Source organism: Cytobacillus horneckiae (genome assembly GCF_002835735.1).
GTDB classification, from domain to species: Bacteria; Bacillota; Bacilli; order Bacillales; family Cytobacillaceae; genus Cytobacillus; species Cytobacillus horneckiae.
On the sequence record NZ_PISD01000013.1, the window covers coordinates 37275 to 63242 of the forward strand.

The 25968-nt window shown below is 34.1% G+C and carries 27 protein-coding genes and 1 pseudogene; 19 read left to right on the forward strand and 9 right to left on the reverse strand.

What is annotated here, in order from left to right:
- Positions 1–127: 127 nt before the first annotated feature.
- A pseudogene (locus tag CWS20_RS06820) lies at positions 128–1493 on the forward strand (IS4 family transposase).
- 265 nt (positions 1494–1758) lie between these two features.
- On the opposite strand, the gene CWS20_RS06825 reads toward CWS20_RS06820, so the two are convergent.
- Together CWS20_RS06825 and CWS20_RS06830 are read right to left on the reverse strand one after the other, a co-directional pair.
- On the reverse strand, positions 1759–2355 hold the full coding sequence (locus tag CWS20_RS06825; RefSeq protein ID WP_066192594.1) for a TetR/AcrR family transcriptional regulator: 597 nt from the start codon (positions 2353–2355) through the stop codon (positions 1759–1761).
- Positions 2356–2414: 59 nt separating this feature from the next.
- The gene (locus CWS20_RS06830; RefSeq protein WP_066192596.1) at positions 2415–2849 is read right to left on the reverse strand and encodes a VOC family protein; all 435 of its coding nucleotides are present in this window, start codon (positions 2847–2849) and stop codon (positions 2415–2417) included.
- A gap of 521 nt (positions 2850–3370) precedes the next feature.
- Here CWS20_RS06830 and CWS20_RS06835 point away from each other — a divergent pair.
- Entirely contained in the window at positions 3371–3847 is a 477-nt protein-coding gene (locus CWS20_RS06835; protein ID WP_066192598.1) for an SRPBCC domain-containing protein, read from the forward strand.
- Between the two features lie 351 nt (positions 3848–4198).
- Here the strand turns inward: CWS20_RS06835 and CWS20_RS06840 are convergent, their stop codons facing one another.
- From CWS20_RS06840 to CWS20_RS06850, 3 genes are all read right to left on the reverse strand, one after another.
- Positions 4199–4669: a DMT family transporter gene (locus CWS20_RS06840; RefSeq protein WP_066192600.1), complete on the reverse strand. Its 471-nt coding sequence runs from the start codon at positions 4667–4669 to the stop codon at positions 4199–4201.
- Positions 4670–4683: 14 nt separating this feature from the next.
- Complete coding sequence (locus CWS20_RS06845; protein ID WP_066192601.1) at positions 4684–5112, reverse strand: DMT family transporter; 429 nt, start codon at positions 5110–5112, stop codon at positions 4684–4686.
- A gap of 72 nt (positions 5113–5184) precedes the next feature.
- On the reverse strand, positions 5185–5499 hold the full coding sequence (locus CWS20_RS06850; RefSeq protein ID WP_066192602.1) for an ArsR/SmtB family transcription factor: 315 nt from the start codon (positions 5497–5499) through the stop codon (positions 5185–5187).
- 544 nt (positions 5500–6043) lie between these two features.
- Here CWS20_RS06850 and CWS20_RS06855 point away from each other — a divergent pair.
- From CWS20_RS06855 to CWS20_RS06880, 6 genes are all read left to right on the forward strand, one after another.
- Positions 6044–6307, forward strand: a complete 264-nt coding sequence (locus tag CWS20_RS06855; RefSeq protein ID WP_206605387.1) for a hypothetical protein — start codon at positions 6044–6046, stop codon at positions 6305–6307.
- Between the two features lie 182 nt (positions 6308–6489).
- Positions 6490–6669 carry a hypothetical protein gene (locus tag CWS20_RS06860; protein ID WP_066192604.1) on the forward strand — a complete coding sequence of 60 codons (180 nt, stop codon included), beginning with the start codon at positions 6490–6492 and terminating at the stop codon, positions 6667–6669.
- Positions 6670–6870: 201 nt separating this feature from the next.
- Entirely contained in the window at positions 6871–7554 is a 684-nt protein-coding gene (locus tag CWS20_RS06865) for an HAD family hydrolase (RefSeq protein WP_066194194.1), read from the forward strand.
- Positions 7555–7594: 40 nt separating this feature from the next.
- Positions 7595–7747 (forward strand): GNAT family N-acetyltransferase, encoded by a 153-nt coding sequence (locus tag CWS20_RS06870; RefSeq protein WP_083957223.1) that lies wholly within the window; start codon positions 7595–7597, stop codon positions 7745–7747.
- Positions 7748–8173: 426 nt separating this feature from the next.
- Positions 8174–8491, forward strand: coding sequence for a PadR family transcriptional regulator (locus tag CWS20_RS06875; protein WP_066192606.1), 318 nt, complete (start codon positions 8174–8176; stop codon positions 8489–8491).
- The gene (locus CWS20_RS06880) at positions 8478–9038 is read left to right on the forward strand and encodes a DUF2812 domain-containing protein (RefSeq protein ID WP_066192608.1); all 561 of its coding nucleotides are present in this window, start codon (positions 8478–8480) and stop codon (positions 9036–9038) included. Before CWS20_RS06875 ends, CWS20_RS06880 begins: the two co-directional genes overlap by 14 nt.
- 420 nt (positions 9039–9458) lie before the next feature.
- Here CWS20_RS06880 and CWS20_RS06885 read toward each other — a convergent pair whose 3' ends face one another.
- Positions 9459–9734, reverse strand: a complete 276-nt coding sequence (locus CWS20_RS06885; RefSeq protein WP_066192610.1) for a hypothetical protein — start codon at positions 9732–9734, stop codon at positions 9459–9461.
- 483 nt (positions 9735–10217) lie between these two features.
- Between CWS20_RS06885 and CWS20_RS06890 the strand changes: the two genes are divergently transcribed.
- The 5 genes from CWS20_RS06890 to CWS20_RS06910 all read left to right on the forward strand — a co-directional run bounded on the left by CWS20_RS06890 (position 10218) and on the right by CWS20_RS06910 (position 15261).
- Complete coding sequence (locus tag CWS20_RS06890) at positions 10218–10910, forward strand: response regulator transcription factor (protein ID WP_066192612.1); 693 nt, start codon at positions 10218–10220, stop codon at positions 10908–10910.
- Positions 10907–11902: a sensor histidine kinase gene (locus tag CWS20_RS06895; RefSeq protein ID WP_066192614.1), complete on the forward strand. Its 996-nt coding sequence runs from the start codon at positions 10907–10909 to the stop codon at positions 11900–11902. The genes CWS20_RS06890 and CWS20_RS06895 overlap by 4 nt, the downstream gene beginning before the upstream one ends.
- 119 nt (positions 11903–12021) lie before the next feature.
- Positions 12022–12783, forward strand: a complete 762-nt coding sequence (locus CWS20_RS06900; RefSeq protein ID WP_066192616.1) for an ABC transporter ATP-binding protein — start codon at positions 12022–12024, stop codon at positions 12781–12783.
- Entirely contained in the window at positions 12773–14617 is a 1845-nt protein-coding gene (locus CWS20_RS06905; protein ID WP_066192618.1) for an ABC transporter permease, read from the forward strand. The genes CWS20_RS06900 and CWS20_RS06905 overlap by 11 nt, the downstream gene beginning before the upstream one ends.
- A gap of 428 nt (positions 14618–15045) precedes the next feature.
- Positions 15046–15261, forward strand: coding sequence for a hypothetical protein (locus tag CWS20_RS06910; protein ID WP_066192621.1), 216 nt, complete (start codon positions 15046–15048; stop codon positions 15259–15261).
- 184 nt (positions 15262–15445) lie between these two features.
- On the opposite strand, the gene CWS20_RS06915 is transcribed toward CWS20_RS06910, so the two are convergent.
- A complete protein-coding gene (locus tag CWS20_RS06915) occupies positions 15446–16354 on the reverse strand; it encodes a LysR family transcriptional regulator (RefSeq protein WP_066192624.1) in 909 nt (302 codons plus the stop codon).
- Between the two features lie 136 nt (positions 16355–16490).
- Between CWS20_RS06915 and CWS20_RS06920 the strand changes: the two genes are divergently transcribed.
- The 4 genes from CWS20_RS06920 (at position 16491) to CWS20_RS06935 (ending at position 21507) form a co-directional block, all read left to right on the forward strand.
- Entirely contained in the window at positions 16491–17507 is a 1017-nt protein-coding gene (locus CWS20_RS06920) for an alpha/beta fold hydrolase (RefSeq protein ID WP_066192626.1), read from the forward strand.
- Between the two features lie 968 nt (positions 17508–18475).
- Positions 18476–19660 carry a YhgE/Pip domain-containing protein gene (locus CWS20_RS06925; protein WP_066194197.1) on the forward strand — a complete coding sequence of 395 codons (1185 nt, stop codon included), beginning with the start codon at positions 18476–18478 and terminating at the stop codon, positions 19658–19660.
- Between the two features lie 438 nt (positions 19661–20098).
- On the forward strand, positions 20099–20476 hold the full coding sequence (locus tag CWS20_RS06930) for an FAS1-like dehydratase domain-containing protein (RefSeq protein ID WP_066194200.1): 378 nt from the start codon (positions 20099–20101) through the stop codon (positions 20474–20476).
- A gap of 53 nt (positions 20477–20529) precedes the next feature.
- Positions 20530–21507 carry an MBL fold metallo-hydrolase gene (locus CWS20_RS06935; protein ID WP_066192628.1) on the forward strand — a complete coding sequence of 326 codons (978 nt, stop codon included), beginning with the start codon at positions 20530–20532 and terminating at the stop codon, positions 21505–21507.
- A 53-nt stretch (positions 21508–21560) separates the two neighbouring features.
- On the opposite strand, the gene CWS20_RS06940 is transcribed toward CWS20_RS06935, so the two are convergent.
- Positions 21561–22337 (reverse strand): AraC family transcriptional regulator, encoded by a 777-nt coding sequence (locus CWS20_RS06940; protein WP_066192630.1) that lies wholly within the window; start codon positions 22335–22337, stop codon positions 21561–21563.
- Positions 22338–22361: 24 nt separating this feature from the next.
- Positions 22362–22940 carry a LysE family translocator gene (locus tag CWS20_RS06945; RefSeq protein ID WP_066192632.1) on the reverse strand — a complete coding sequence of 193 codons (579 nt, stop codon included), beginning with the start codon at positions 22938–22940 and terminating at the stop codon, positions 22362–22364.
- 519 nt (positions 22941–23459) lie between these two features.
- On the opposite strand from CWS20_RS06945, the gene CWS20_RS06950 reads away from it, so the two are divergent.
- Together CWS20_RS06950 and CWS20_RS06955 are read left to right on the forward strand one after the other, a co-directional pair.
- Complete coding sequence (locus tag CWS20_RS06950) at positions 23460–24239, forward strand: ABC transporter ATP-binding protein (RefSeq protein ID WP_066192634.1); 780 nt, start codon at positions 23460–23462, stop codon at positions 24237–24239.
- Between the two features lie 3 nt (positions 24240–24242).
- Entirely contained in the window at positions 24243–25886 is a 1644-nt protein-coding gene (locus tag CWS20_RS06955; protein WP_066192637.1) for a hypothetical protein, read from the forward strand.
- Positions 25887–25968: the final 82 nt, after the last annotated feature.

Sequence of the window (25968 nt, forward strand, 5' to 3'; positions counted from 1 at the left end):
AGAAAACCTCACAGATCCTTTTATATGCTTGCCGTACAAAGTTTCCGAAATGTTAGCGAGGTCCCATACCCATCAAGCTGAGGTAAATCACTATACCTAAAACAAAAAAAGTATTTCTTTCTATAATATGATGGAAAGGATGGTGGCCAAAAAAGTGGGTTTTGTGCAAAGGACGAGTAAGTATCAAGCCAAAGATTTAATCGCTTTATGCGTGGGGTTAAGTCAAAAAGCAGGGAGTCCTTCTTTGACTCAGTTATGCAGTGTCTAGAATCTTCAACGGGAGTCTTGATTAGCCCTGAAGGACTTAATCAACGTTTCAACCCTTCGGCTGTCAGGCTTCTACAACAGGTTTTAACTTCCTTGCTTTCTCAAAAGCTAATTACCTCACAGGTTCTTTCTCATCGTTATACCTCTCAGTTTCGACGTATACGAATCTTGGATTCTACTACCTTTCAACTCCCAGATGTATTTGCCTTCACCTATCAAGGATTTGGAGGCAGTAGCCATACGGTCGGCGTAAAGATTCAATTAGAATATGACCTTCTCAGTGATCAATTCCTGTATATTCACTCAGGACCTGGTAAGCAAAATGATAAAACCTACGGTTCTACTTGCTTACAAACGGTGCAAACAAGTGATTGATGTATACGTTGTTTAGGATACTTTGACTTGAAAGATCTCCATCAAATGAATGAGGAAGGGGCTTATTATATCTCTCGGTTAAAATTAAACACTCGAATTTATCTGAGAAATCCTAATCCTGAGTACCAGAAAAATGGTAAGGTCAAAAAGAAATCCGAGTATATTCAATTGGATATGGAAGAGATAATGAATCAATTAAAACCTGGACAAACCTATGAGATTTCTGATGTTTATATCAGCCAGCATCAAAAGTTACCTACTAGAGTCATTTTTCATCGACTTACAGAAGAACAAACTCGAAAACGGCGAGAAAGCCAAGCGTTAAAGGAAAAGAAGAAAGGTATTGTCATGAAAGAAAGGAGTAAACGCTTGAGTGCGATGAATGTATATATAACCAATGCACCATCTGATGATGTTCCAATGGAATACGTTCATAACCTTTACTCTTTATGTTGGCAAATCGAGTTACTCTTTAAAACATGGAAGTCCTTCTTTGAAATTGATCACTGTAAAGAGATCAAAAAGGAGCGCTTAGAATGTCATCTCTATGGTCAACTAATTGCCATCCTTCTTTGTTCTTCCACCATGTTTCAAATGCGGCAGCTACTCCTCAACAAGAAAAAAAGGGAAATCAGCGAATATAGAGCCATTTATATCATCAAAGATTATTTTTTATTACTGTTTCAAGCTATAAACAAAAGCACCCAAGAGCTATCAAAGGTTCTGTTTCGCCTGTTTGACCTCCTACAGAAAAACGGGCGAAAGTCTCACCGATACGAGAAAAAACAGTCTTTGATAAATTATTGGGTGTTGTCTATCAGTATACCATGTGCCAAAAGAAAGCAGCGTAATTTTTAAAAAATAGCCTGTCCTGGCTTATTTGGCATGCCTTTTTTCAGTCTTTGCTTATTTTTAATATTCACCCAAAGTGCTCTTTTCTTGAATAAGCTAATCTTATTTTGCATATTGGTACCGGTCTACGCAATAAAACATTGTGGTATTATACCCAAAATAGAAATGGAGAGTTTATAGGTCAATTGCAATTATTTAATGGTTGTCTTCTGAAAATGTGATTTGAATCCAATGAATGTATAAAGCAAAAACGAACTAGATTTGTTACTGTTTTGCTTCATTCTTTAGCCCTTCCAATAGCTTCGTTATTGTAGCAATTGCGTCTTCTAAGGCGTTTTTATCATCTGGATTACCTGCTATCCAAAGGGCTGCTTCATTCATTGCTCCTGACAGACAATGGGTCATAGCATCCACAGATAATGGTTTTAAATATCCTTGATTTTTCATATCTTGTAATTGCTCTCGTAAATGTCTCATTGAGTTTTGTTCATCAATTAATCTAAAGACATCCCAGCCTAAGACTGCAGGACCGTCAATTAAAAGGATTTTCAGGTTCTGTTCTTCAACTACAGCTGATAAAAAGGCCTGGCAGCCAAGTAGTAATTGCTGCCATGAATCTTCACTTTTTAAAGCCTCTTTTTCAACCCGTTCTCCAACCTCTTTTTGTACGAGGTCAAAAATGTGTAAAAATAGTCCCTTTTTATGTTTAAAATGATGATAGAGAGCACCTCTGGTCATATTTGTCTCTGTAACGATATCTTCTAAAGCTGTGTTAGCATATCCTTTTTCTGTAAAATGTTTTCTTGCAGTTATAAGTAACTTTTGAACAGTTGCATCGGTTTCCATTTTATTTTTTCTCATAAAATTATGCCTTCCTAAATTGTGAGCTATTTTTATACTTGCTGTGTTGGAATCAGAGATTATTTTTCAGACCATATTTTCTCATTAAATTGAGAACGATAAGTCTCATCAGGTGGTATGATTTGAATTACATCGATTAAAATCCCATTTGGGTCACTTGTGATGAAATGTCTTTGACCAAAATCTTCATCTTTCATATCCTGGATGATGGGCAATTTTTCACTATGAATTAATCTTTTATACTCGTCATCGACATGATCAACCTCAAAATTGAGAATCAATCCCTGTACTACTTTACGATAATTTGAAGGAATCGTTTCATGGGTACTGTCAATGATTGCTAATTCGTAAGGAACAGTATTTTCCTTCATTTTTAAACTCACATACCAATCTGATTTGAAAATAGGCTTAAATCCAAAATTCATTTCATAAAAATTAGCGGTTTTTTCTAACTTTTCAGTTAAAATAACTGGATAAAAACCATTAACCAACACGACCATCTCCTTATTTTAGTTTGGTTAATTTTAACATACATACAGTATGTATGTAAATAATTACTTATCTAAAAATATTTAGGGACATAAACGCCAAACTCATATAGTTAATGGGTTTGAAGTGTGTATTGGAACCTTTCAAAATGCAGAGTGAAGGTTAAAATTGTGAGGGAGGACGTGAATTACGTTAAAAAGGTTTGAAGACGATGTAAAACATTGTAGTCTTAAATATTTCTCAAATAGTTCTAATATTATATAATGATCATTTTGTGTCTGCGCTATAGGGGCATGATAATTAATCGGTTGCTGCGGCAACCTTATTTTATTGGACGAACGGGGCAGGTTAGCTGAAGAAGGGATTTTTTAAACATATGTGGAAGTAATTGTAGGAAACACAAGAGAACTAAGAAAGTAAGTTTATCTATCATATTTCATCAAACATTAAAAAGGGTAATCTTTATATGTATATATGTTTAACTTAAAAAATGCGTCGATAACTAAAGTTTTAAGGAGGCTTTATTATGACAAATGTGTCTAGTGACAATAGAACAGATACAGCTTCGAGAGTCATTATGGCAGAACCACAAACGATCTATCAGGCATTCCTAAATCCAAAATCATTAGTTTCATGGCTCCCGCCTAAAGGTATGTCAGGTCATATTGACAACTTTGACCCTCGTGAAGGTGGAACTTACAAAATGACCCTTACTTATGAAGAAGACCAACAATCATCTGGAAAAACTTCGGAAAATACTGACGTATATCAGGGGAAGTTTTTAGAGTTAGTTCCTGACAAACGGATTGTTCAATTAGTAATCTTTGATTCTGAATCCCCAGAGTTCACAGGTGAAATGAAACAGAAATGGTTATTTGAATCCCTTGCTGAAGGCACAAGAATCACGATTGTTTGTGAAAATGTTCCTAAAGGAATACGCAAGGAAGATCATGATATCGGTTTAAAATCAACACTGGAGAATCTAGCTATCTTTGTTGAATAATTAGTAGCTAGCCAGAGTTCAAAAAGGAGAGTCCATGTCTGTATTCAATCCAGATGAAGTCCTGTACCCAGTAGCTAATATTAAGGATTTTGAAATTGAAAAATAACTCTAAAGAAGCTAACTAAATTGAGTTAGCTTCTTTAAGGAACAGGGGCTTCCCTCAAATAAGGAAGCTCTTTTCTTACGGGAACAAAGGTGCAAGTTACTACAACCAGAGTGCTTTATAAATGAACGTTTTACTATAAATATAAATTTTTGTTTAAATAATAATTAACGGAAATTTGGAAAGACCCCATTATGAATCTTTTTTCAAAATGGAGTCTTTAGGTCTTAAAGTAAACTATTTTAAAGCTACTCTGGTTTATTTGCTTCTTCTATTGAGCGTTTATTTCCTTTAAATATAAAGTATAGAGCAATTAACATAAATAATAGAGCAAACCATCGTTTAGTATCAAGTGGGATAATTAAACTATTAAACCATCCAAAGTGATCAATTACAACACTAATGACTAATTGTCCAATTATAACCGTAATACTAGTAGCAATGACACCAATTTTTGTAACAGCAAAAACATTAAAGAGTAAAAACAGCACTCCTAAAAAAACAGCACTCAGCTGCCAAAGAGGTGCATCAAATATAGCAAATATATCTCCTTGACCAAAGAATAATATAATTAGTGCTAAAAACATACTGCCTGTTATAAATGTTAAAAATGTAGTTTCAATTGTACCTGCTTTACGGCTGAATGATCCATTAATTGCTGATTGAGCACTTAATGTTATACCACCAATTAAAGTAAACAAAATCATTATAATTCCCATAATATAGACCTCTCCTAATTAACCAATATGAGTGCTATCATCATTGAAATGACAGCTAAAACTTTTTCTCTATTCATTTTGACTTTATTTGTTCCTAACCATCCAAAATGCTCAATTACCATACTCATTATTAGTTGGCCAATAATTACAGCAACCATAGTTATCCCCACTCCAACAAATGGAATGCTGATTACTATCGCTGTTAAATAAACAACACCTAAAACTCCTCCTAGTAGTGACCATTTAGGTGCTTTAACTACATATGATAAATTACCTCTGCCAAAAAATAACCATAATAGGCCAAGAATAATTGCTCCTACAATAAAATTGTAAAAACTAGTCTCTAATTTTCCGATATTTTTACCTAATTCACCGTAAATAGCTCCTTCAAAACTAAGAGCCATTCCAGCTAATAAAGCAAAAATATATGCAATAAACCGCATTATTAAATCCCCCTATTTAGATATCTAGAATTATCGATATAAATATTAAAAAATAACGAAAATCATAAGAACTTAGATTTTCGTACTAAAATATTCAGCAAACTGACTAATAGCTTCCTCATTTCTTCTATAATAAGTCCATTGACCATAACGAACAGATTCCAGTAATCCTGCTTTCTGCATCATATTTAAGTAGTGAGACACCGTAGATTGAGAAGCTTTAGCCTTTTCTTGTATATCTCCAACACATACTCCACCTTTGTAACTAACCTCCTTAGGTAGGTGAGCTCCTTGTTTAGGAAAGTGCTTTTCTGGATCTTTTAACCACTGTAAGATGTTCAGCCTAGTTTCGTTAGAAAGAGCTTTAAATATATCGATAGGTTCCATAAAGCCATTATATCGACATTTCTATATATGTCAAATCGAAGAAGTGCTTCATTTCGAAAAGTATTTAAGAAGATAGCAATAAAATGAAGGGTGAGGAATTAATTTTACATAACTTAAGATAATCAGGTTTGTGAACAAAAACACTTAAACTAACGGGGCAATACTTGATTAATGGTATTGTTCATTTCTTATGTCACATAAGGGGCAGGTTAGTTGAATAAGAATATAGATTTCAACTGAGAAGATTATAAAGGTAGAGGAAATATATGTTAATATATAAATAATTAGATTTGTCTAAGATTAGGAGAAAATTAATGAATAAGAAACTCACACTGCTCTTATTATTTATATTTTTAACTTTAGTCGGTTGTAGTAATGATAATCATGAAATGACAATAGTCCGTTTTATGAGGGTAAGAACTTGAATATCGGTGTCGTTGGTGAGGCTCCTAAGATAAGAGAAGAAAACATTATTTTTGAAATTATTGACTTAAATGATTTAAATGAAGTTAATCTATCTTAAAAATACAACGCAGTATTTATTATGAAAACTTACAAAAATTCGGTTATTCCTTTTTTCTTTATTGAGTCAAAAAAATCTTACATACCTTTCGTCGATAAAGAGACAGAATATGAGGATTTCCCTGATACAAAATCAGGAGATTATGCTGCTGGATATTACCAAAATGGTGAGGACGAAACATATTGGGGATACGGACTCTATAATAATACCGCTAATGAAATAAACATTTTTGATGTTTATTCAAGGATTTTTAGGACTATTGAAATCTTTAGTAATGAAAAATAAACTTCTAAGAAAGTAATGGTAATCAAGTATTTCATACATAATAGTGGTTTAAATCAAAATAGAGGCGATTCTTTATTAAGAAGAACCGTCTTTTATTATGTACAAAAGGTGGCAGGTTAGTTAAAGAAATAAGATGTATTGTGGTAAAATTAGTTAATTATGTAAATTGGGAGGTTGAATAAATGAGTAATTGGTTATACGTTCTTTATGCTGTAATTTTAGGAATAGTCTCTTGGTATACTGGGGAGATAGTAACCTTTGTTATGTTGGGGGCAATTCTTATTGCTTTGAATAATATAAATTCAACTCTTAAAAAGATGTATCTTCAAAATAATGAGAGAAGTAATAACGAACATAAATAGATGTGAAAATAATTTTAAAACCTACTAATTTTGTGAAAGATTACACTTAAATTATTACACTTAAACAATCGGGTTATTAATCTAAGAAGAATTAATACCCTTTTTGGCTATGGCATTAACGGAGCAGTATAGTTGAAGAGGGAGTCTGGAATAGCGAAAGAGAAGAATAGAAGAACCTTTATCGGGGAGTGTGGGTTCAGAATGATTAAAGCTGTTATATTCGATTTAGACGGAACTTTGTTAAATAGAGATGAATCAGTAAAAATGTTTATACAAAATCAATTCGACAGACTTGATAAATTGGTGGGTCATATACCAAAAGAGAAATACGTGAGAAGGTTTATAGAATTAGATAATCGTGGTTATGTTTGGAAAGATAAAGTGTATCAACAACTAGTCAATGAATTTGAGATTACTGATATAACTTGGGAGGAATTACTTCAAGATTACTTAAGTCAATTTAAGAAGAATTGCATCTCTTTCCCAAATCTCAATAGTATGTTAGAAGAATTGCGGACCAACAACCTTGTTTTAGGGTTGATTACCAATGGTAAAGGGCAATTTCAGATGGATAACATAAAGGCTATGGGCATTGAAAAGTTTTTTGAAATTATTCTAGTGTCTGAATGGGAAGGTATAAAGAAACCTGATCCTCAAATATTTAAGCGAGCATTGGACCAACTTAATGTTTCACCTAATGAATGTATATTTGTTGGCGACCATCCAGACAATGATGTAAAAGCTGCACGAAATGTAGGAATGAAAGGGATTTGGAAAAGGGATTTTCAATCGAACAATGTCGAAGCAGACTTTATTGTTGATGATTTGGGGGAATTACCTTTAATCATTGAAAATTTAAGACAACAAATTATTGAGACTTGTTAAATTTTCTTATTGTGCAAAAGGGCAGGTTAGTTGAAGAAGGATGATTCTTAGTAATTATGAATTGTATGGCTTATATGTTCGTATTGTAGTCCTGGTGGTAGACTCAAATTATCGTAATAAAGGGATAGGTAAACAGCTATTAGAAGAAGCAGAAAGTTGGGCAAAGGAAATTGGAGCAACAGGAATAGACTGAATTGTGGAAACCGACCAGAGAGAATTAGTGCTCATAAGTTTCGTGAAAATAATGTCTATTTAGAAAAAAAGCATTGGTTTTGCAAAAAAAGTTATCTAGATTGTACAATGATAATCAAAATTAAATAAAATATTTCTAATGATTTTATTTTTCTTTAATGAACGTGGGCTTTCCTTTAATAAGGAAGCTCTTTTCTTAGGTCTCAATCGGGGCAGTTTAATTAAAGATAGATGTTTAGCTTGTGTTCAACAATGGGGCCATTTAATTGAATAAGACTATACGAAAAGTCGCTTTCCCTTACGAAAGGAAAGCGGCTTTTTAGATTGATTTTTCCCTATTTTGAAAATGTTGTTGACTATTCAGTTGAACTGCATTATGTTATTATTAAGTTGAACTATATAGCTGAACTGAATAGAGGGTGAGGATATGAAACATAAATTATTACCGTTGTCTGAAACTATGCATTATATTTTATTAGCTCTGCGTGAGCCACTCCATGGCTATGCCGTAATGCAGAAGATAGAAAAGATAAGTAACAGTACTGTTATTTTAGCAGCTGGAACATTATACGGTGCGATTGAAAACTTGAATAAGCATGGTTGGATTGAACCTGTTGGAGAGTCAGGTCGGAGAAAAGTTTATATGATAACTGCAGATGGAAGAGCCATTTTGAAAATGGAACAAAACAGGTTATTGCATATTTTATCCCTGTACGAAGGAAGTGAATTCAATGAAGAAATTTAAGATGTTTTTTGATATTGAAAAACAGGAGCAATGGCTGAACGAGCAATTACAAAAAGGCTATCGTTGTACAAATATTAGTGGATTAGGAATATACACTTTCGAAAAAACTGACAAGAAATATGTAATGCGACTTGATTATCAAGATTATTTACCTAAGAAAAAGTTCAAAGATTACAAAGGGATATATGAAGACTTCGGCTGGATTTATATAAATGGCCCCTGGCTTGGTGGAATTCGATATTGGCAAAAAGAAGATGATGATCAAAATGAAATCTTCTCGGATCGCCAATCAAAGGGTAATTATTATAAAAGATTAATGGGTTATTCATTTTGGTTGGGTATGCTGTGTTTAGCTTATTATTATATGCTTGATTCGGGGTTATATCATGAAGGTCTTTGGAGTATGAAAGGTTCATTATTCTGGAAGGCATTTTTATTTGAAACTCCCTTTGTCCTTTTAAAGTTGTCTCCCGCACTTCTGGTTGTTTTTTTTGGTAGCAGTTTCTATAAAGCTTATCGAAAGTATTCAATGTTAAAAGTAAAATAATGGCAGGAGGTTAATTTTTTCTAGCGTCTCTAATCCCACATCTGACGGCGGGGGATTACCTTCTACCACGGCTACCTTTACCTTTAGTATTCTAGAACCAAAATAAAAAGGTCAACCAATAAAGATTGGTTAACCTAATAATAAGAACGGGGGAGTTACCTCATTAACAGATAAATGGAGAGTCATATTATACATGGTATTATGTGCTCTCGATTTACTTATTTAAAGCGCCTTGTTTGTTGAGGACTATATAATTTAACGCATTGGAAATTGTATAGGCAGCCTCTAAATCAATTCTTTAAAGTAAGGAATCCAAAAACATATATTTCATAATGGCTGTTGCAACTCCATTTTCTATATATTTTGCCCTTGCAAAAAATTCAATTGGAGGCTGTATTATTCTTGGATAGAATGGCAGGTTCAAACATGATAATCCTTAATCAAAAACTCTGTTACTATTTTAAGACTTGGTGTTATGTAACGTTTCCTCATGGTAAGTTTTATCATAGCTGACCCTTGTAAGGATGCAAAATAATAAAATGCCATTTCCGAAGCATTTTCTTGTTTAAACTGGCCAAGGTTCTGCCCCTTTTCGATTAATCGGATAGTTTGGTTAAACATCGCTTCACTTTGTTCGTTAAGATATTGAATTTGAGGAGAAGGGTCTTTCATCGTTGATGATTGGTTCATAAGCATGAGTAGTTCTGCAAATGCATCATCTTTTTCAAAATCATTCTATATTTCCATCGTAAACTGTCGAATTAATTCAATTGGAGACTCATCGCTTTCACTTCAGAAAAATACAGTCTCTTTTCTTATAGAACAAAATTGGCAGGTTATTTTAATAAGTAGTATGTGACTTTCTTATTCAGTCATTAAGAAATACAAAAGAAAATTGATGTAATCTTAAACAATAACTAATAGAGTCATATTACGCTTAGAAAGTACTAAGGCTTTTATTTTCTTTAAACAAAAACAATAACTTTATTATCGCAATAAATAAGATTCCCTTAAGTGATGAATTTTTATTACACAGACTGAAAAATATAAGGAAATGAGCTTTAGATGTAACATGTGTTAATATAAAGAAGAAATTTTTTCTTCAATATTTTACTCCTCTTCATTTGGAATGAAAAATCGAAGATGTTGAGTATATTCATTGATACACAGGAGGATTCAATGTATAAATTATTAATTGTTGAAGATGAAATGAATATCGCCAACACATTAAAGAATCATCTTGAAAAATACAACTATGATTGCTATATTGTAGTGGATTTTGAAAGGGTGCTCGATGTTTTTCAAGATTTCCAGCCACATCTTGTCATAATGGACATTAATCTTCCCGCCTTTGATGGCTATTATTGGTCTCGCAAAATCAGGCAGGCATCAAATTGTCCCATTATGATTCTTTCAGCTCGTATGGAGGGGGTAGATCAAGTGTATGGTATTGAAAATGGGGCGGATGATTTCATAACAAAACCTTTTTTAATGGACGTAGTTCTCGCAAAAATAAATGGGCAAATCCGGCGAGTATACGGCGAATATGCGAAAGATTCGCAAACTCGAATTTTAAAAATGGGGAACACGACTTTAAACTTGGATACTGTTCGATTATTCACACCTAAACACGAGATAATATTGTCACTAAAGGAACTTCAATTATGTTCCATACTTTTAGAGGCATTTCCGAATGTTGTGACACGACAGCAACTACTGGCAGCGATTTGGGATGACGAGGCATTTGTCGAGGAAAATACGCTTACAGTCAATATTGTCCGATTACGAAAGAAGTTAGAAGCTATTCATTCATCATTAGAAATCTCAACTATTAGAGGAATCGGCTATCAATTAACGGAGAGAAGCTTATGAGGCTTTTTTTACGTGATCACTTAAGCTTTATGATACTTTATATCATTACGTTTATTTGCCTGCCTATTGTTATTCATCGCCTAGATGGCCTCGATAATCATTATGCCTACTTTATCTTTTTAGCTATAACCTTACTAGCCATTCTTCTTTTCTTCCGTTATGTTCGACGCAAAAAAATGTATGCACATATGAATGGAAAGACCTTAGGGACAGGTTATTTTCTGATTCATCAGCCCATTGCTCCCATTGAAAAGGCATATGCGGACCAAATGCAATCAATTCAGTCTCTTCTGCTTACAAAGGAGGGTGAACACAAGGATTTCTTACAAGAACAGCAATTAATGATTTCCCAAACTGTTCATCAAATGAAAACCCCCCTTTCTGTTGTTCAATTGCTTATACAAGCAAATCAATTGAAAGAAACGAGCTTACTTCTTGAATGGCAAAAGGTAAAAAAAGAATGCGATAAATTGAACTTCTCTTTAAATCAGTTATTAACATATAGCCGATCCTCTAAACTATTAGCTGATATTAAGATTGAGCCGATTCACTTAAAGAGTATAGTCCATGAAGTGACTAACGATTTAAAGGACTATTTTATTGAGAAAGAAGTATATCCAAAAAGCAAAATTGGGGAAAATATTATAATCTTTTCTGATCGTAAATGGCTAAAAGTTGTTATTTACCAGCTATTAAGTAATGCTGTCAAATATGGAGAAAAGCAATCTTCCGTTTTAATTCATTATGAAAATGGTCAGTTACGGATCAAAAACAATGGAGAAGTAATACCTGAAAGTGAAATAAACCGTGTATTTGAATTGTTTTACACAGGTACGAAAGGTCGCATTAAGGGTGAAGCGACTGGCATCGGACTGTTCTTAGTCAAAAAAATATTATCTACATTAAATCATCCATACAAGTTATCTTCTGCTGATAATGTAACGATCTTTTCTATTGATTTTTCCAAAAGTATCGAAACGGCTGCCAAATAAGGCAGCCGTTTTTTTGCATATGACAAATTTGTCATATTGCTGTCATGTTCAAAGATTTTCTGAGGAGAAAGGTTTGACTATACTAAATGTATCAAAGGACATAAAGGAGCGAAAAATCAGTGACAAAAACAATTTTAAATGTAAAACAACTTCAAAAGGAATATACAGGGGAAATCACATATAAGGCATTAAAAGGCATCGATTTTCATTTAGGTAAGAAAGAATTTGTTGCGGTGATGGGCCCATCCGGTAGTGGGAAAACTACTTTTCTTAACTGCATATCTACCATTGATCGGCCTACTAATGGTTCAATTTTAATCAAATCAAAAAATCCATATGAATTAAATGATGATGAACTAGCAAAGTTTAGACGTACAGAATTAGGTTTTGTTTTTCAAGATTTTAATCTTGTTCATACATTAACAGTTGAGGAGAATATTTTATTACCTTTGACTCTTGACTCCGTCAATGAGAAAGAAATGAATGAGAGTTTAGAGAAAGTTGTCAACTTTTTAGGGATTAGGGAAATATTAAAAAAACGAACATTTGAAATTTCTGGTGGGCAGAAGCAACGTGTTGCGATTGCAAGAGCTGTAATTCATGAACCTAATTTATTATTAGCAGATGAACCGACTGGAAACTTGGACTCGAAATCGGTAAATAGTGTCATGACATTATTTGAATCGATTAATAAAACCTTTAATACAGCTATATTAATGGTGACACATGATGCCTACGTTGCTAGTTTTGCACACCGTGTTATCTTCATAAAAGATGGTGGTCTTTATAATGAAATACATCGGGGGAAAAACAAAAAGCAATTTTACCAAGAAATTATGGACACACTCACATTTTTAGGTGGTGGTCAGCATGAATTTTAATCATATAGTTGTTCAAAACATCTTACGAGATAAATCAACATACATTTCCTATTTTTTGAGCAGTGTGTTTTCCATATTAGTTTTTTTCTTATTTTCGACTACAGCTTTTCATCCAATGATGGCGGAATTGGACACGACAAGTACGCTAGGAATGACAATGATGCTGGCTAGCTTTTTTATTTATATTTTTTCTTTTGTCTTTATCATCTATTCCCTATTCGCTTTTTTGAAAAAGAAAACTAAAACGCTTGGCGTCTTTATGATAACTGGTGCTTCCATGAGACAAATCCGCAAGATGGTTTTTAGAGAAAATATGCTCATTGCTGGTGCAGCGATTATTACAGCAATTGCGATTGGGTTTGTTATTGCGCCATTATTTTTAATGGTTACCAAAAAGGTATTACGTGCGGAAAGCTTTGGTATGTATGTCCCAATCCCATCTATTTTACTAACGATTGTTTTATTTACTCTTTTATTCTTGATTGTTTCTAAATTTATGACACGCTTGATTAAAAAAGAAGAAATTGTCAAACTGTTAAAAGCAGATATTACACAGGAAAAGTTGATTGTACCTGCACCATTTAAAATGATACTATCCAATATTTTGAGTGTATTCTTACTCATTTCTATTATAAAGGAAATGAATTGGGTGAAATCTTTTGAAACGGTCAGTTACATTGCGTTGTTTATCAGTTTTTTATTTGCAATTTATTACACAATCACACAAGGAACGTTATTAGCCATTCGTGTATGGCAAAGACGGACATCGTATCTTAGAAAGACAAATATGCTCTTTGTTTCTAACTTAAAGGCTAAAGGGCGTTCCCATGCTCATATTATTTATTTATTAACAGTATTACTGTTAGGTGTCTTTGTATGTACGAGTGTTCTATATAGCTCTTATTACAATGTGAAAGAAAAAACAGAAGCACTATATCCTTATAGTTTCCAATATACTTCTCTCCCTGATAATACATCGGAAGTTGAGAAAGATATTACATTTATTGAATCGACATTAGACAAGGTAGGTAAGTATGATGCATACTATTTAGCCTTTAAAACTGACGAAGAGCGCAGGATTGGTTTTATGTCCGTTTCGGATTTCAATGAGCTTGGCCAGCATAAGCCAATAACGCTAAGCAATAATGAGTATTATGTTGTAGCTGGTAATGAAGGTGTGCGTCCAAATACGGAAGACATTCATGGTTACCCGTTTGGCATCCTTGAATATGCGGGTTTAGAAGAACAAAATATTTTATCAACTGGATTACAAAATGTTTTTTATATCATCCCTGATAAAGTATATGAAACAATTGAATATCCAGTCTATAAAGTATTTGCCTATGAACTGGATAAGTGGACAAACAAGATCAATGTGGCTAATACCATTTTGTCAGAGGTTTCTACAGAACCTGGTATGCACTTAATGGCTTCTAAAATTGACTTATATGATGCGGAGAAGTTTGTAAAAAGCATCATGTTCTTTATTGGCTTTATGCTTAGCCTGATCTTTATGAGCGCTGCGATGAGTATTCTTTATTTTTACCTCCAAACATCACTGGAAGGAGAAAAGGAAAAATATGCAGGCATTCGGAAAATCGGCTTCTCTGTTAAAGAGTTAGCATCTGTTGTGACAAAAGAGCTGGCTACTTTAACTTTTATCCCGTTTACAATTGCAGCCTTAATTTTATTAGCAACGATGTTCATCATCCGCAACTATATTTCATCGGCATTTTATCAATTAACGGCAATTGGATTAGGTATATTTTTATTTCTGTTTATTATAAGCTTTTTCATCATTCGGAGGGCTTATTTAAATAAACTTGTGGATTAACAATGCCCGATTTTGGCTAGTAAAAAGCAAAACTAAGGATAATATTTTCATATTGCTGATCTTTCTAAAATATGGATTTAAATGGCTGTATGTAGAAAAATTATATTCTTTAATGAAATCTATTGCAAAATAGAAAGTTACTAAATCCATTTTTATAGATAATGATGGGCGTCAGCATATAAAGCTGGCGCTTTTAGTCTGTTTTAGGGGTGGACGCATTGTTCCACTGTCCATCCAAATTTGACAAATGTGGCTACCCTTTTATAGAAATTGTGAAATAATGTACTAAAGCTAAAGGGGGCAATACTTGATTAATGGTTTTGTTCCTTTCTTATGTCACATAAGTGGCAGTTTTGTTGAATAAGGTTATGATATTATTAATGCTAAAAATAGGAGTTGGAAATCATATTTTAAAGGAGGTTACGATAATGAATCAAGAAACTACGGTATTAGATAGTATGTTACAAAAAATTGATCAATTAAATGAAGAAGAAGCGAAAGCCTTTTTGAAATTAATATATACAAGAATAAATATTTACGAAAAAGGAAATGGGAATTATCTAGCTGAAAAATTAATTAAAGATATTTCAAATGTTTTTACAAAGATACCTGAAGCAACGCAAATTAGAGTAGGTAAGAAATAGTTGATTCTAGCTAATTTATCTTTGCCTATAGAGGCAGTATAGTTTAAGTGAAAGTATTCACAAATGGATATTTCTATTTATTTATAGTTAAGCATAAGTTAAGGCATCTAGTTAATAAACCTGGAGGCCTAATTTTGTATGGATATACAAATTACATTGGAATCAAAAGGTGAAAAAATAGCGCTTATACGGTCTTATTTTTATCCTCTATAGCTAAAACATCTCTTGCTGCTTCTATGAAAGATAATATGATGGGGGAAATCCACTTGTCTTTATGCCATAACATTTGTGTATAAACATGTAAATCTGGATTTTGCCATGGAAGAGTAACAAGATCACCTCGTTCAACTTCGGCTTCCACTGTTATTTCAGGAAGAAAGGCAATACCAATTCCCGTAATGGCACATTGTTTAATGGCTTCAGCATTTTGAAACTCTAAATAAGTAATTGTATCAATGCCCTTCTTCTCAAAAGACTGGTCAAACATTGTTCGATAAGTACAACCTTTTTCATTAACGAGAAACACTTCCCCGTGAAAATCTTCTTCCTTTAAAACAGTAAGCTTCGCTAGATGATGATCTGGAGAGACGAAAAAACGGAAAGTTTCTTCCAGCAGTTGTTCCACTTCAAGTCCTGTTGAAAGAATTGGTTCATCCAGCATAAAAACTACATCCGCCGTTCCCTCAAAGAGAGTTTGCTTGAGTTGCAAATTTGGAACAGAGCGGAAGATGAGACGAACTCCTGGATTGCGTGAACGAAATAGCTTAAAGACAAGTGGAAGCCGATAGGCGCAAAGAACTTCGTTGGCACTTATTGTTAGGGTGCCGCTTAGATTTCCCTTGTCTTGAACAGCACCGCGAGCTTCTTCCAATTTGTCTAAAATACTTTGGACATGAGTTAAAAAGTGTTCACCTGCAGTAGTGAGAACTAGTTGTTTACCTAATCGGTCAAAGAGCCGGACACCAAGCTCTTCCTCCAATGCTTTAATTTGCATTGTAACGTTAGAGGGCACATAATTCAGCGCTTCGGCAGCCCGACTGAAATTTAACGTTGAAGCAACTGTGTGGAAGGTTTTTAGCTGACGCAATTCCATTATACTCTCTCCTTTTGGTTTCAAAATTATTGAAGACTACTTTGAATTTTGTTCACTTTTCTTGAGATTACCATAGGGTCTATACTGTTAACAAGCAATCATTTAATGGTTTCACATTGAAGGGAGAGTTCATTATATGACTTATGAGATTTTTGATTTAGGTAATGTAACTTTACAATCTGGAGTGATGTTACAAAGCGCTTTTCTTGCTTATAAGACTTATGGGAGATTGAATGAAAAGAAGGATAATGTCATCGTCTATCCAACTGCTTTTGGCGACCAACATGTTCAGAATGAATGGCTGATTGGAAAAGACATGGCGTTAGATCCGGAGAAATATTTCATTATTGTCCCAAACTTACTTGGAAACGGATTATCTTCTTCACCCAGTAACATGCCTCCCCCATTTGACAAAGCTAATTTTCCGCAGATAACCATCTATGATAACGTTGCATTCCAATATCGGCTGGTTACTGAAAAATTTGGCATTCAAAAGATTGCCCTTGTAGTTGGATGGTCAATGGGAGGTATTCAAGCATTTCAATGGGGGGCAAGTTATCCTGACATGGTGGAACGTATTGCCCCTTTTTGCGGAGGTGCAAAGACTTGGCCACAAACGTATGTGGTCCTGGACGGAATGAAAGCTGCTCTCATGGCTGCAATTACCTTCGATGCAAGTAAAATAAACCAGCTGACCTCTGCAGACATGCGCAGCGTTGGTCGTGTCTATGCAGGCTGGGGCCTATCGCAGGCATATTACGGAGAGGAACTTTATCGTGATTTGGGATTTGACTCATTAGAAGATTTTGCAACTGGCTTGTGGGAAACAAGCTTTATGAAAATGGATCCACACAATGTGCTCGCCATGTTATGGACAGGACAAAATGCAGATATTAGTGCAAACCCGGTATATCACGGAGATTTCGATGTGGCGCTTAAAAGCATTAAGGCTCTAGCCTGCATCATGCCAGGAAGCACGGATTTATTCTGTACGACAGAAGATAACCAATATGAGGCTAAGCTTATACCTCATGCAGTTTTAAATCCTATCGAATCGATTTGGGGCCATTTTGCTGGTCGCGGAATAAATAGTGATGATAATAAATTCATTGATGATAGCCTTAAACGTTTGCTGGCACCTAATACTAATTGATATAGATCGAGTGTAGGTTTCTTTTTAAAATAACGGGCTCTTTACTTGAAGAAGTCAAACATAAAGAAGTCGATTCCTTAATGTACAGAGAATTCGACTTCTTTATGATTGCTTAGCGTACAAAATTTCCGAAATGGTGGCGAGACGCCATCCCCATCAAATTGATTTAATATATGCCTTCAATTAATAAAATAACCGTTCACCTCCGGAACCAATGCATATTAGATGCATTTAAAAATAACGTCCCGGAAAAGGAAATCCGATATTTATTTGATTTAATTTCTCTTTATGGGTTGCAACGGTACAAAGCATACCTTGCTAATCAAATAACAGAAATTTCAAGGTTCTGAAACAATAAAAAAGGACGCTTAACAGCGTCCTGAGTCCTTTTCTATACATCATTTTTAACAGTAAATATTAATGATAACAAACTATGTTTACTTCTGCCTTTTTTCCATTTTTTTCATGATTATCAAACTTATAATGCTTATAATTGCAATACCGTACATGATAGTCTTATTTATATTTCCCCAACTGTCTATTGTAGCTATTAAAATTATAATTAACAATAAAATATAAATTAAATAACTCATTAAAGTAGCTTTTTCTTATGGAACTAAAGGTACAGTTTGGGTAGAAGAAAAATTAACTTTATATATAAGTGAGTACTTACTTATATTGACTTTGAAACAAAAGCCCCTTATTATAAAAAGTGAGTAATCACTCACTGGTGTGTATCTATGCCGCAAACTAATCTTATTGATAAAATGATTGCAAAAGCTAAACAGTCAAAAAAAGAGACAGCAGCAAAAGGTTATCGGAGCACCAATACAAATCTTTGCTGAAAAGGGCCTTATTGCTTACTGACACAAAATTTATTGATCAGGCAACTGAATTAGATGAGGTTATTCACTTCTTTATGAGAGGTTTATGCAACTAAAAAATATCGAGGAGGGTGTTTTATGAAAATCTTTAAGAATAAGACTGCTTGGCTCGTACCTATTGTCGCCCTTACAGTTATGTTTATTTTTTCTTTGACTCTTATTCCATCAGCGAATTCTCAACCAGAGAATTTACCAATTGCAATTGTCAATGAAGACAAGGGAGTAGAAATTTCTGGCCAACCCCCATTGAATATGGGGGAAACTATAGTTAAGTTAGTAGAGAGTAACATGGATACTTCATCCGATGAAGAGGCACCAGTAAAATGGATTAAGGTAAGCAGTGCAGAAGAGGTACAAGAAGGCTTAAATAATCAGGAATATTATGCAGCACTGATTATCCCAGAGGATTTCAGTATAAATCAAGCTTCTTTACAAACACCAGAACCGTCTTCCCCTGAGATTGGCATTTATATCAATCAAGGTATGAATGCTGCAGCTGCTTCGGTTACAGGAGAAATGTTAAATCGATTAGTTGATAATATGAATAACAATATGCGAACAGAGATTTTTAGTGATCTTGAAACACGAGGTGCGACACTAACAGTTGCACAAGCAGCCGCTTTAACAAATCCTATTACTAAAAGTGTGAACATAGTTAATGGTGTAGGAAATAGTGCTAATGGGAATGCTCCTGTATCGTTATTTCAACCATTATGGATGGCAAGTATAGCTAGTGCTGCTATTATTTTTTTGGCAACAAGTAAACTTTCCATTCGTAGTAGGAAAGAGAGCTTAGGGACGAAACTTGGTCAAGTAATTATTGGAGCAATAGCTGCATTCATCGTTGGGTTTGGCTTAACATGGATTGCAGATGGAATGCTAGGATTTGATATACTACAATTCTCTGCTACTGGTTTTTTCCTTACCCTTACCTTCTTTAGCTTCTTCGTAATGATACTAGCTGTACTTTCATTATTGGGAATTAAAGGGATAGTGATATTTGTTCTATTACTTTTCTTCGGTGCACCTTTACTTGCCTTACCACCAGAAATGATGCCTACATTTTATTCAGACTGGATTTACTCATGGTTACCGATGCAATTTATGGTAGAAGGTCTTCGAGAATTATTCTTCTTTGGGAATGAATTAACATGGAATACTCCAGTATCCGTACTTTTCTGGATTGGAATAATAAGTATGCTAGTCCTATTTGCTACTGCTCTTATACAAAAGAACGAGCAAAATGAGAAGAATGTTGGAATAAAATAATGAACCCACTGCAATACGAGCAATTTCCTTTTTCTGTAAACTTCACAATTCACCTTGTTCATTATTAAAAATATCTTGTTGAACAACCGGGGGCGTTTCTTCATAATGAAGGATCGCTTTTTTTATGTGACAAACGCGGCAGCTAGTTGAATAGAAAAGACAACCCTTTGTTTCTTCCTTTTCTTATCCTGAATTAAGATCAAGATAAAAGACAACGCCTTGTATGAGAATTTCTTGGTAACAGAAGCTGCAATTATGTACTATCCATAATAACTTTAGTGATTTATAACAGACCTAAGTTAACGTTGCCTATAGTAACTTTTCCATCCCTTTGTATCAGAATATTTCATTAAGCAGCACTAGATAATTTAAAGGTTTTAGAAGGTGGAGGAATCCTTAAATGAATGTAGAAAAAGATATTAATGACAGGGGGTTAATATGGATTTGAGTGTTGGAAGTAAGATTAGTTTTAGGAGAACGTTCACAAAAGAAGATGTTGAAACATTCACGAAGGTATCATGGGATGAAGGTACACACCACATTACTCCTGATGATAAAGGGAGGCTAGTTATTCAAGGCCTTTTAACTGCTACACTTCCTACGAAAATAGGAGGAGAAAATGATGTGTTAGCACACACAATGAACTTCAATTTCTTAAAGCCTGTATACACAGGAGATACGATTACCTGTGAGGCGATCATAGAAAAGTATACTCAAAAAGAAAATGGAAGAGTGTCAATACAAGCAAGCTTCACCTGTATTAATCAAGAAGACGTAGAGGTTATGAAGGGGGTGTTTGCAGGAGTCATTTTATAGAAACTAAATGTAAGCGTTGTTATTATCATTACACTTCGAAGGGTGATTTAATAATGGATTCTAAAATTATCTTTATTGAAAGAAAATTTCCAAGTGCAAATATGATATTAATAAAAGACAAAAGATCAATATTAATTGATTCTGGCTTTAAATCAGACGTAACTGAAACAGAAAAATTTTTAATAGACAATCATGTTTCCCCAAAAGATCTCAATAGTATTATTAATACACATTATTATAGTGATCATGTAGGTGGGAATCATTACTTTCAAAATAAGTACAAGACTCATGTTGCTGCGCATTCACTAGATGCAGAGCTGATTAACAAAGCAAACGATGAAGCGTGTAGTGCTGAATGGTTAGATCAACCTGTTGACCCTTATCATGTAGATACTTATTTGAACGACGGTGACGTAATTGAAACAGGGACAAGAAGGTTTGAGGTCATTCATACACCAGGTCATACTCTAGGTCATATCTCTTTGTATTGTGTTGAAGAAAAAACGTTAATCTGTGGCGATCTCTTTCATGCAAATGATGTAGGTTGGTTTAATATTTTTAGAGAAGGTTCAGTTTCATTAAGTCTCGCTTTACATAGCTTACAGAAGCTATCTGAAATGGATATAAATCTTTCCTATTCTGGTCATGGGAACCCAATTTCGGATCCTAAGCTCTCTATTAATAATGCAATGGTAAGAATTAAGAAATGGCTAGATTCACCAGAAAAATATTCATGGCACGCATGTAAGAGGATCTTTTCTTTCACATTAATAATGAGAGATGGTTTAGACGAGGAAGAAATTGATTCATATTTAATAAGATGTGGTTGGTTTAACGATATGGCAATCCATAGTTTCCATACTTCACCTAAAGAATTTGTCTCCACATTAATAGATGAAATGCTACGTTCCGGGGCAGCCAGCTGGCAAGGTAAGCGCTTAGTTGCAAGTGCAGAATATAATTCTCCTAACATGAATGTTTATGAAGAGCATAGTAAACCAAAGAACTGGCGAAAAGTTCATGCAGATTAAAAAAGCCTAATATAAGGCTTTTTTAATCTGCGTATAATTATGGTCGAGTGTAGTTAATTCATGTATCTTGAGTAATCGGTTGCAGTTAAGCCATATATCTTCTTAAACTGGCGATTCAAATGGGTTAAATCAACAAATTGATATTCACTGATTGCTGAATAAACATCTCTTTCTTTTTCGATTATCTCCTTTGCGCCCTCAATTTTACAATTTAGGTAGAATTGGTAAGGTGTCATGCCCGTCTGTGACTTAAAAAATCTAATAAATTGAAACTTAGACATACTAAATTCTTCAGCTATCATGTCAATCCTTAGATTCGCTTTAGAAAAAGAGCGGATCTTATCTTTGATAATAAAAATTAAACTGTCCTGACCATGAAGTTTATCGCATGTATCATAACCTATTAAACTATCTGCGAGCTTAATAAATAAATCATCACAGATATGTTCATTTTCTTGCTTGAAAACTGCCTTAGCTAAATTGATAATGTGGTATTGAATGTTTTTATTATAAATAATCGGGTTAGAAAAACGGAATATCTCCCTTCGCTCCACCGCCTCTAACAACAAATGTGGTTCAATATACAACATTACATACTCAAGCCCGGAATCATCGTGAGCCATACCATCATGAGTCTGTTCTGGATTAAACAACATCACTCCATTTTGATAAGAAAGCTGAAGGTGTCCATCTAAATGATAGTGCTGAATACCACGCCTAGTAACCCCAATTGCATATTCACTATGAGAGTGCTTCTTATATGAAAAATCGGTAATACTAGCTGATAAAGCTGTTATTCCACCATATTTTTTATAAATAAAATCGTTCATAGTGATACACCTCATATATTGGCATTAGAACCATATCATTACGGCTGCATAAATCAGGCAGCTTGCCATAACAACATTGGTCATTTTATTATATTTCCTTAATAATTCTTTAAAGATTGCACCAAACCCTACCCATAATAAAAAAGCAATGAAACCGATTATTGTTATACCTATTACACCTATTGTTAAAGCAAACGTACTATTATAGTAAGGTAGCACAAAACTAGGAAATACTGTTAAGGTAAAGATAACCACCTTAGGGTTTAAGAATTGGGAAATTACTCCGAAGGAAAAGGAAACGGTATGGCTTGAATCAGTTTTCTTAGATACATCCATTTTATATACTTGATAGGCTAGAAAGAGCATATAAATACTCCCTAGAATTTGCATATAAATTAATATATTTGGAATTAAATTTATGAATAATGAATTTAATACGGCGGAACTTGCCAGCAATACTCCAAAGCCAATTGTTGAACCATATGTAAAAAGCATAGCTGCCTTAACACCATAGTTCTGTACATATGACAGTATAATAATATTTGTAGGACCTGGTGTCACTGTAACAATAAGACAATAGACTACAAAAGAAAGTATATTCACTTGCTCTACACTCCTTGATGTATAATATTCACCTTAAGATACATCTAAGAGAAAAGAGAATATAGTACATTATTGCAGTAATAAAAAACGAACAAAAAAGTATATTCATGGTAAAAGGATTTATTATATGATTTTTCAGTTCCATTTATAGTTTTTATATCCTCTATCTCCATACCGCATTACAACTAACAGAGCATTTCTTCATTAAGAAGAGATGCTTCTCTTCTGTCGCAAACGGCTTACATCTAATAGTTTAAATTATTGGTATTATTTAAGGGTTATCTGGAAAATTTTATCCTAAATTAATCCATTTTTGCGTTATAATGGTGACAGGGTGATTGAATGGATTTAGGTACAAATGTATGAAAGGAGATGCTTCATATTATGACCGATGGACTATCTTGTAGTTGTAGGTCACCTAGAATGGCTGATAGCAAGGATGAAGTCTTTTCATAATGCTACAACAACTGAGAAAAGGCATACGTTATGGAAAATAATCTAGAAATGGGGATTTAGGGGATGGAAGACGTTATTCTAGAAATTATTGATTTGAAAAAGAACTATAGTTCAAAGTCTGTCTTGAATGGTGTATCTCTTCAAGTGAAAAGAGGAGAAATCATTGGTTATATTGGACCAAACGGCGCTGGAAAAAGTACCACTGTTAAAATTATGCTTGGCATTGAAGCTGAATTTTCTGGTGAGGTTAAAATCTTCGGTCAAGATATTTCTGATGGGGATATAAATTATAAACGAAAAATCGGTTATGTGCCGGAAATAGCAGAAGTATACGATAATTTGACCGGCCATGAATATTTAACCTTCATTGGAGAATTGTATGGTCTCGATTTTGAGCTTGCCGACTATAAGGCAAAAAGCTTAATGGAACTATTCGGTATAGGCGAAGTCTATTATTCACGAATTGCTACCTATTCTAAAGGAATGCGACAAAAGCTTTTAATTATCTCGAGCTTATTACATAATCCGGAGCTTTTGTTTTTTGATGAACCAATCAATGGCTTGGACGCGAATAGCGTAATGATATTTAAAGAAATTATGACTCAACTTGCCGAGCAAGGAAAAACAATTTTCTATTCTTCTCATATTATGGACGTGGTCGAAAAAATAAGCAGCCGAATCATTCTCCTGCATGATGGTAAAATTGCCGCCGATGGTACATTTGAGGAGTTGAAAACGCAAAATACTAAAGGTTCACTTGAGCAAATCTTTAACCAACTTACCGGATTTAGTGAGCATAAAGAACTTGGTTCAAGATTTGTATCGGTTGTAGGGGAGATGTGAGGGATGCAAGATTATCGTGCGCTAAAACTATTAGATCGTTTTGAGAAAGTATTTAGCAGCTTTGGCGTAGATTACAAGATAATGAGGAGACTTTTACAAGTAAAGTTAACGATGGACGGCCGGCGAGTCCCAACTATTTTCTCAGAAAATAAGAAAAATAAAAATAAGGAAGATAGCAATCAGTTTATAAAATCTTTATGGATTTACGTATTATTCGGGCTGTTTATGATACCATTTTTATTTATCGGCAATAATCTTCTTTTTCAAATGAGTTTCTTCTATGGGATTTTTACTTTTTTTATTATGACCACTATGATTTCCGACTTTTCGTCTGTTTTATTAGACATCAGAGATCGGAATATCTTGTTTCCAAAGCCAGTTGATCGGAAAACGATGAGTACTGCGAAAATGGTGCATGTTCTTATTTATCTATCTTTTCTTACTATAGCATTTGTAGGAATCCCATTAATTGTTGTACTTGCCAAAAAGGGCATCTTATTTTTCCTTATTTCAGTTGTGAACATCATCTTAATTGACCTTCTGATTGTAGTGTTAACCGCACTTATCTATATATTTATTTTACGATTCTTCGACGGGGAGAAATTAAAGGACATCATTAACTATGTGCAAATTGGGTTATCGCTTATGATTATGGTTGGGTACCAATTACTTATTCGCTCCTTTGAGTTTATCGACTTAACTATTTCTCTTGAACCACGATGGTGGCAAATATTTATTTTTCCGATGTGGTATGGAGCAAATACTGAAATGATCCTGAATGGTGAATTTCAGCTATTTTACGTTATATTTACTGTTTTAGGAATCCTGGTTCCATTCCTATCTATTTGGACATTTATGAGGTTAAACTCCACTTTCGAACAAAGCCTTCAAAAGCTTGCCTATCATGGGAATGCAAAAAAAAGGAAACGTAGCAAAATGGGTCAAGCTCTTCTTAGAATCATATGTCGCTCACATGAGGAAAGAGCCTTTTTTCGATTCGCCAGTTCGACAATGAAAAATGAGCGAGATTTTAAATTGAAGGTCTATCCATCTTTAGGTTTTTCAATCGTAATTCCGTTTATTTTTATTATGAATAGCTATGATACTGATCTTAATCATCTATCCGCTAGCAAGTCGTATTTAACGATTTACTTTAGCTTAATTATCATTCCGACCATCATGGTTCTCCTAAAGTATTCAGGAAAATATAAGGGTGCGTGGATTTTCAGAGTCGTTCCTATAAACCATCTAAAGCCTATGTTTAGTGGTACGATAAAAGCGTTTATTCTTAAACTGTATCTACCAGTTTACTTGTTTTTAAGTGCGCTATTTATTGTACTATTTGGGGTAAGTATTGTGCCGGATCTTGTTGTTGTATTTTTAAATGCCTGTATATATGCTGTCATTTGTTTTATGATTTTAAAAAAATCCATTCCCTTTTCAGAGTCTTTTGTCGAGTACAATCAAAAGAGCAACGGTGGTGTTTTATTCGGATTAATGTTGTTTGTGGCATTATTTGCTGGCCTGCATTTTGCCAGCACCTTTGTCTCTTATGGAATCTATCTGTATTTGATCATTGCCATCATTTTTCTAGGCGTTATTTGGAAAGTGGCTTTCAATATTACTTGGGAGAAGATTCTTAGCTAATCTACTGAGCACAAAAGCATTTTAAGGCTGCGCAATGTAGCCTATATGGTTCAAAACGCTGTTGATTTTGGTATCAACAGCG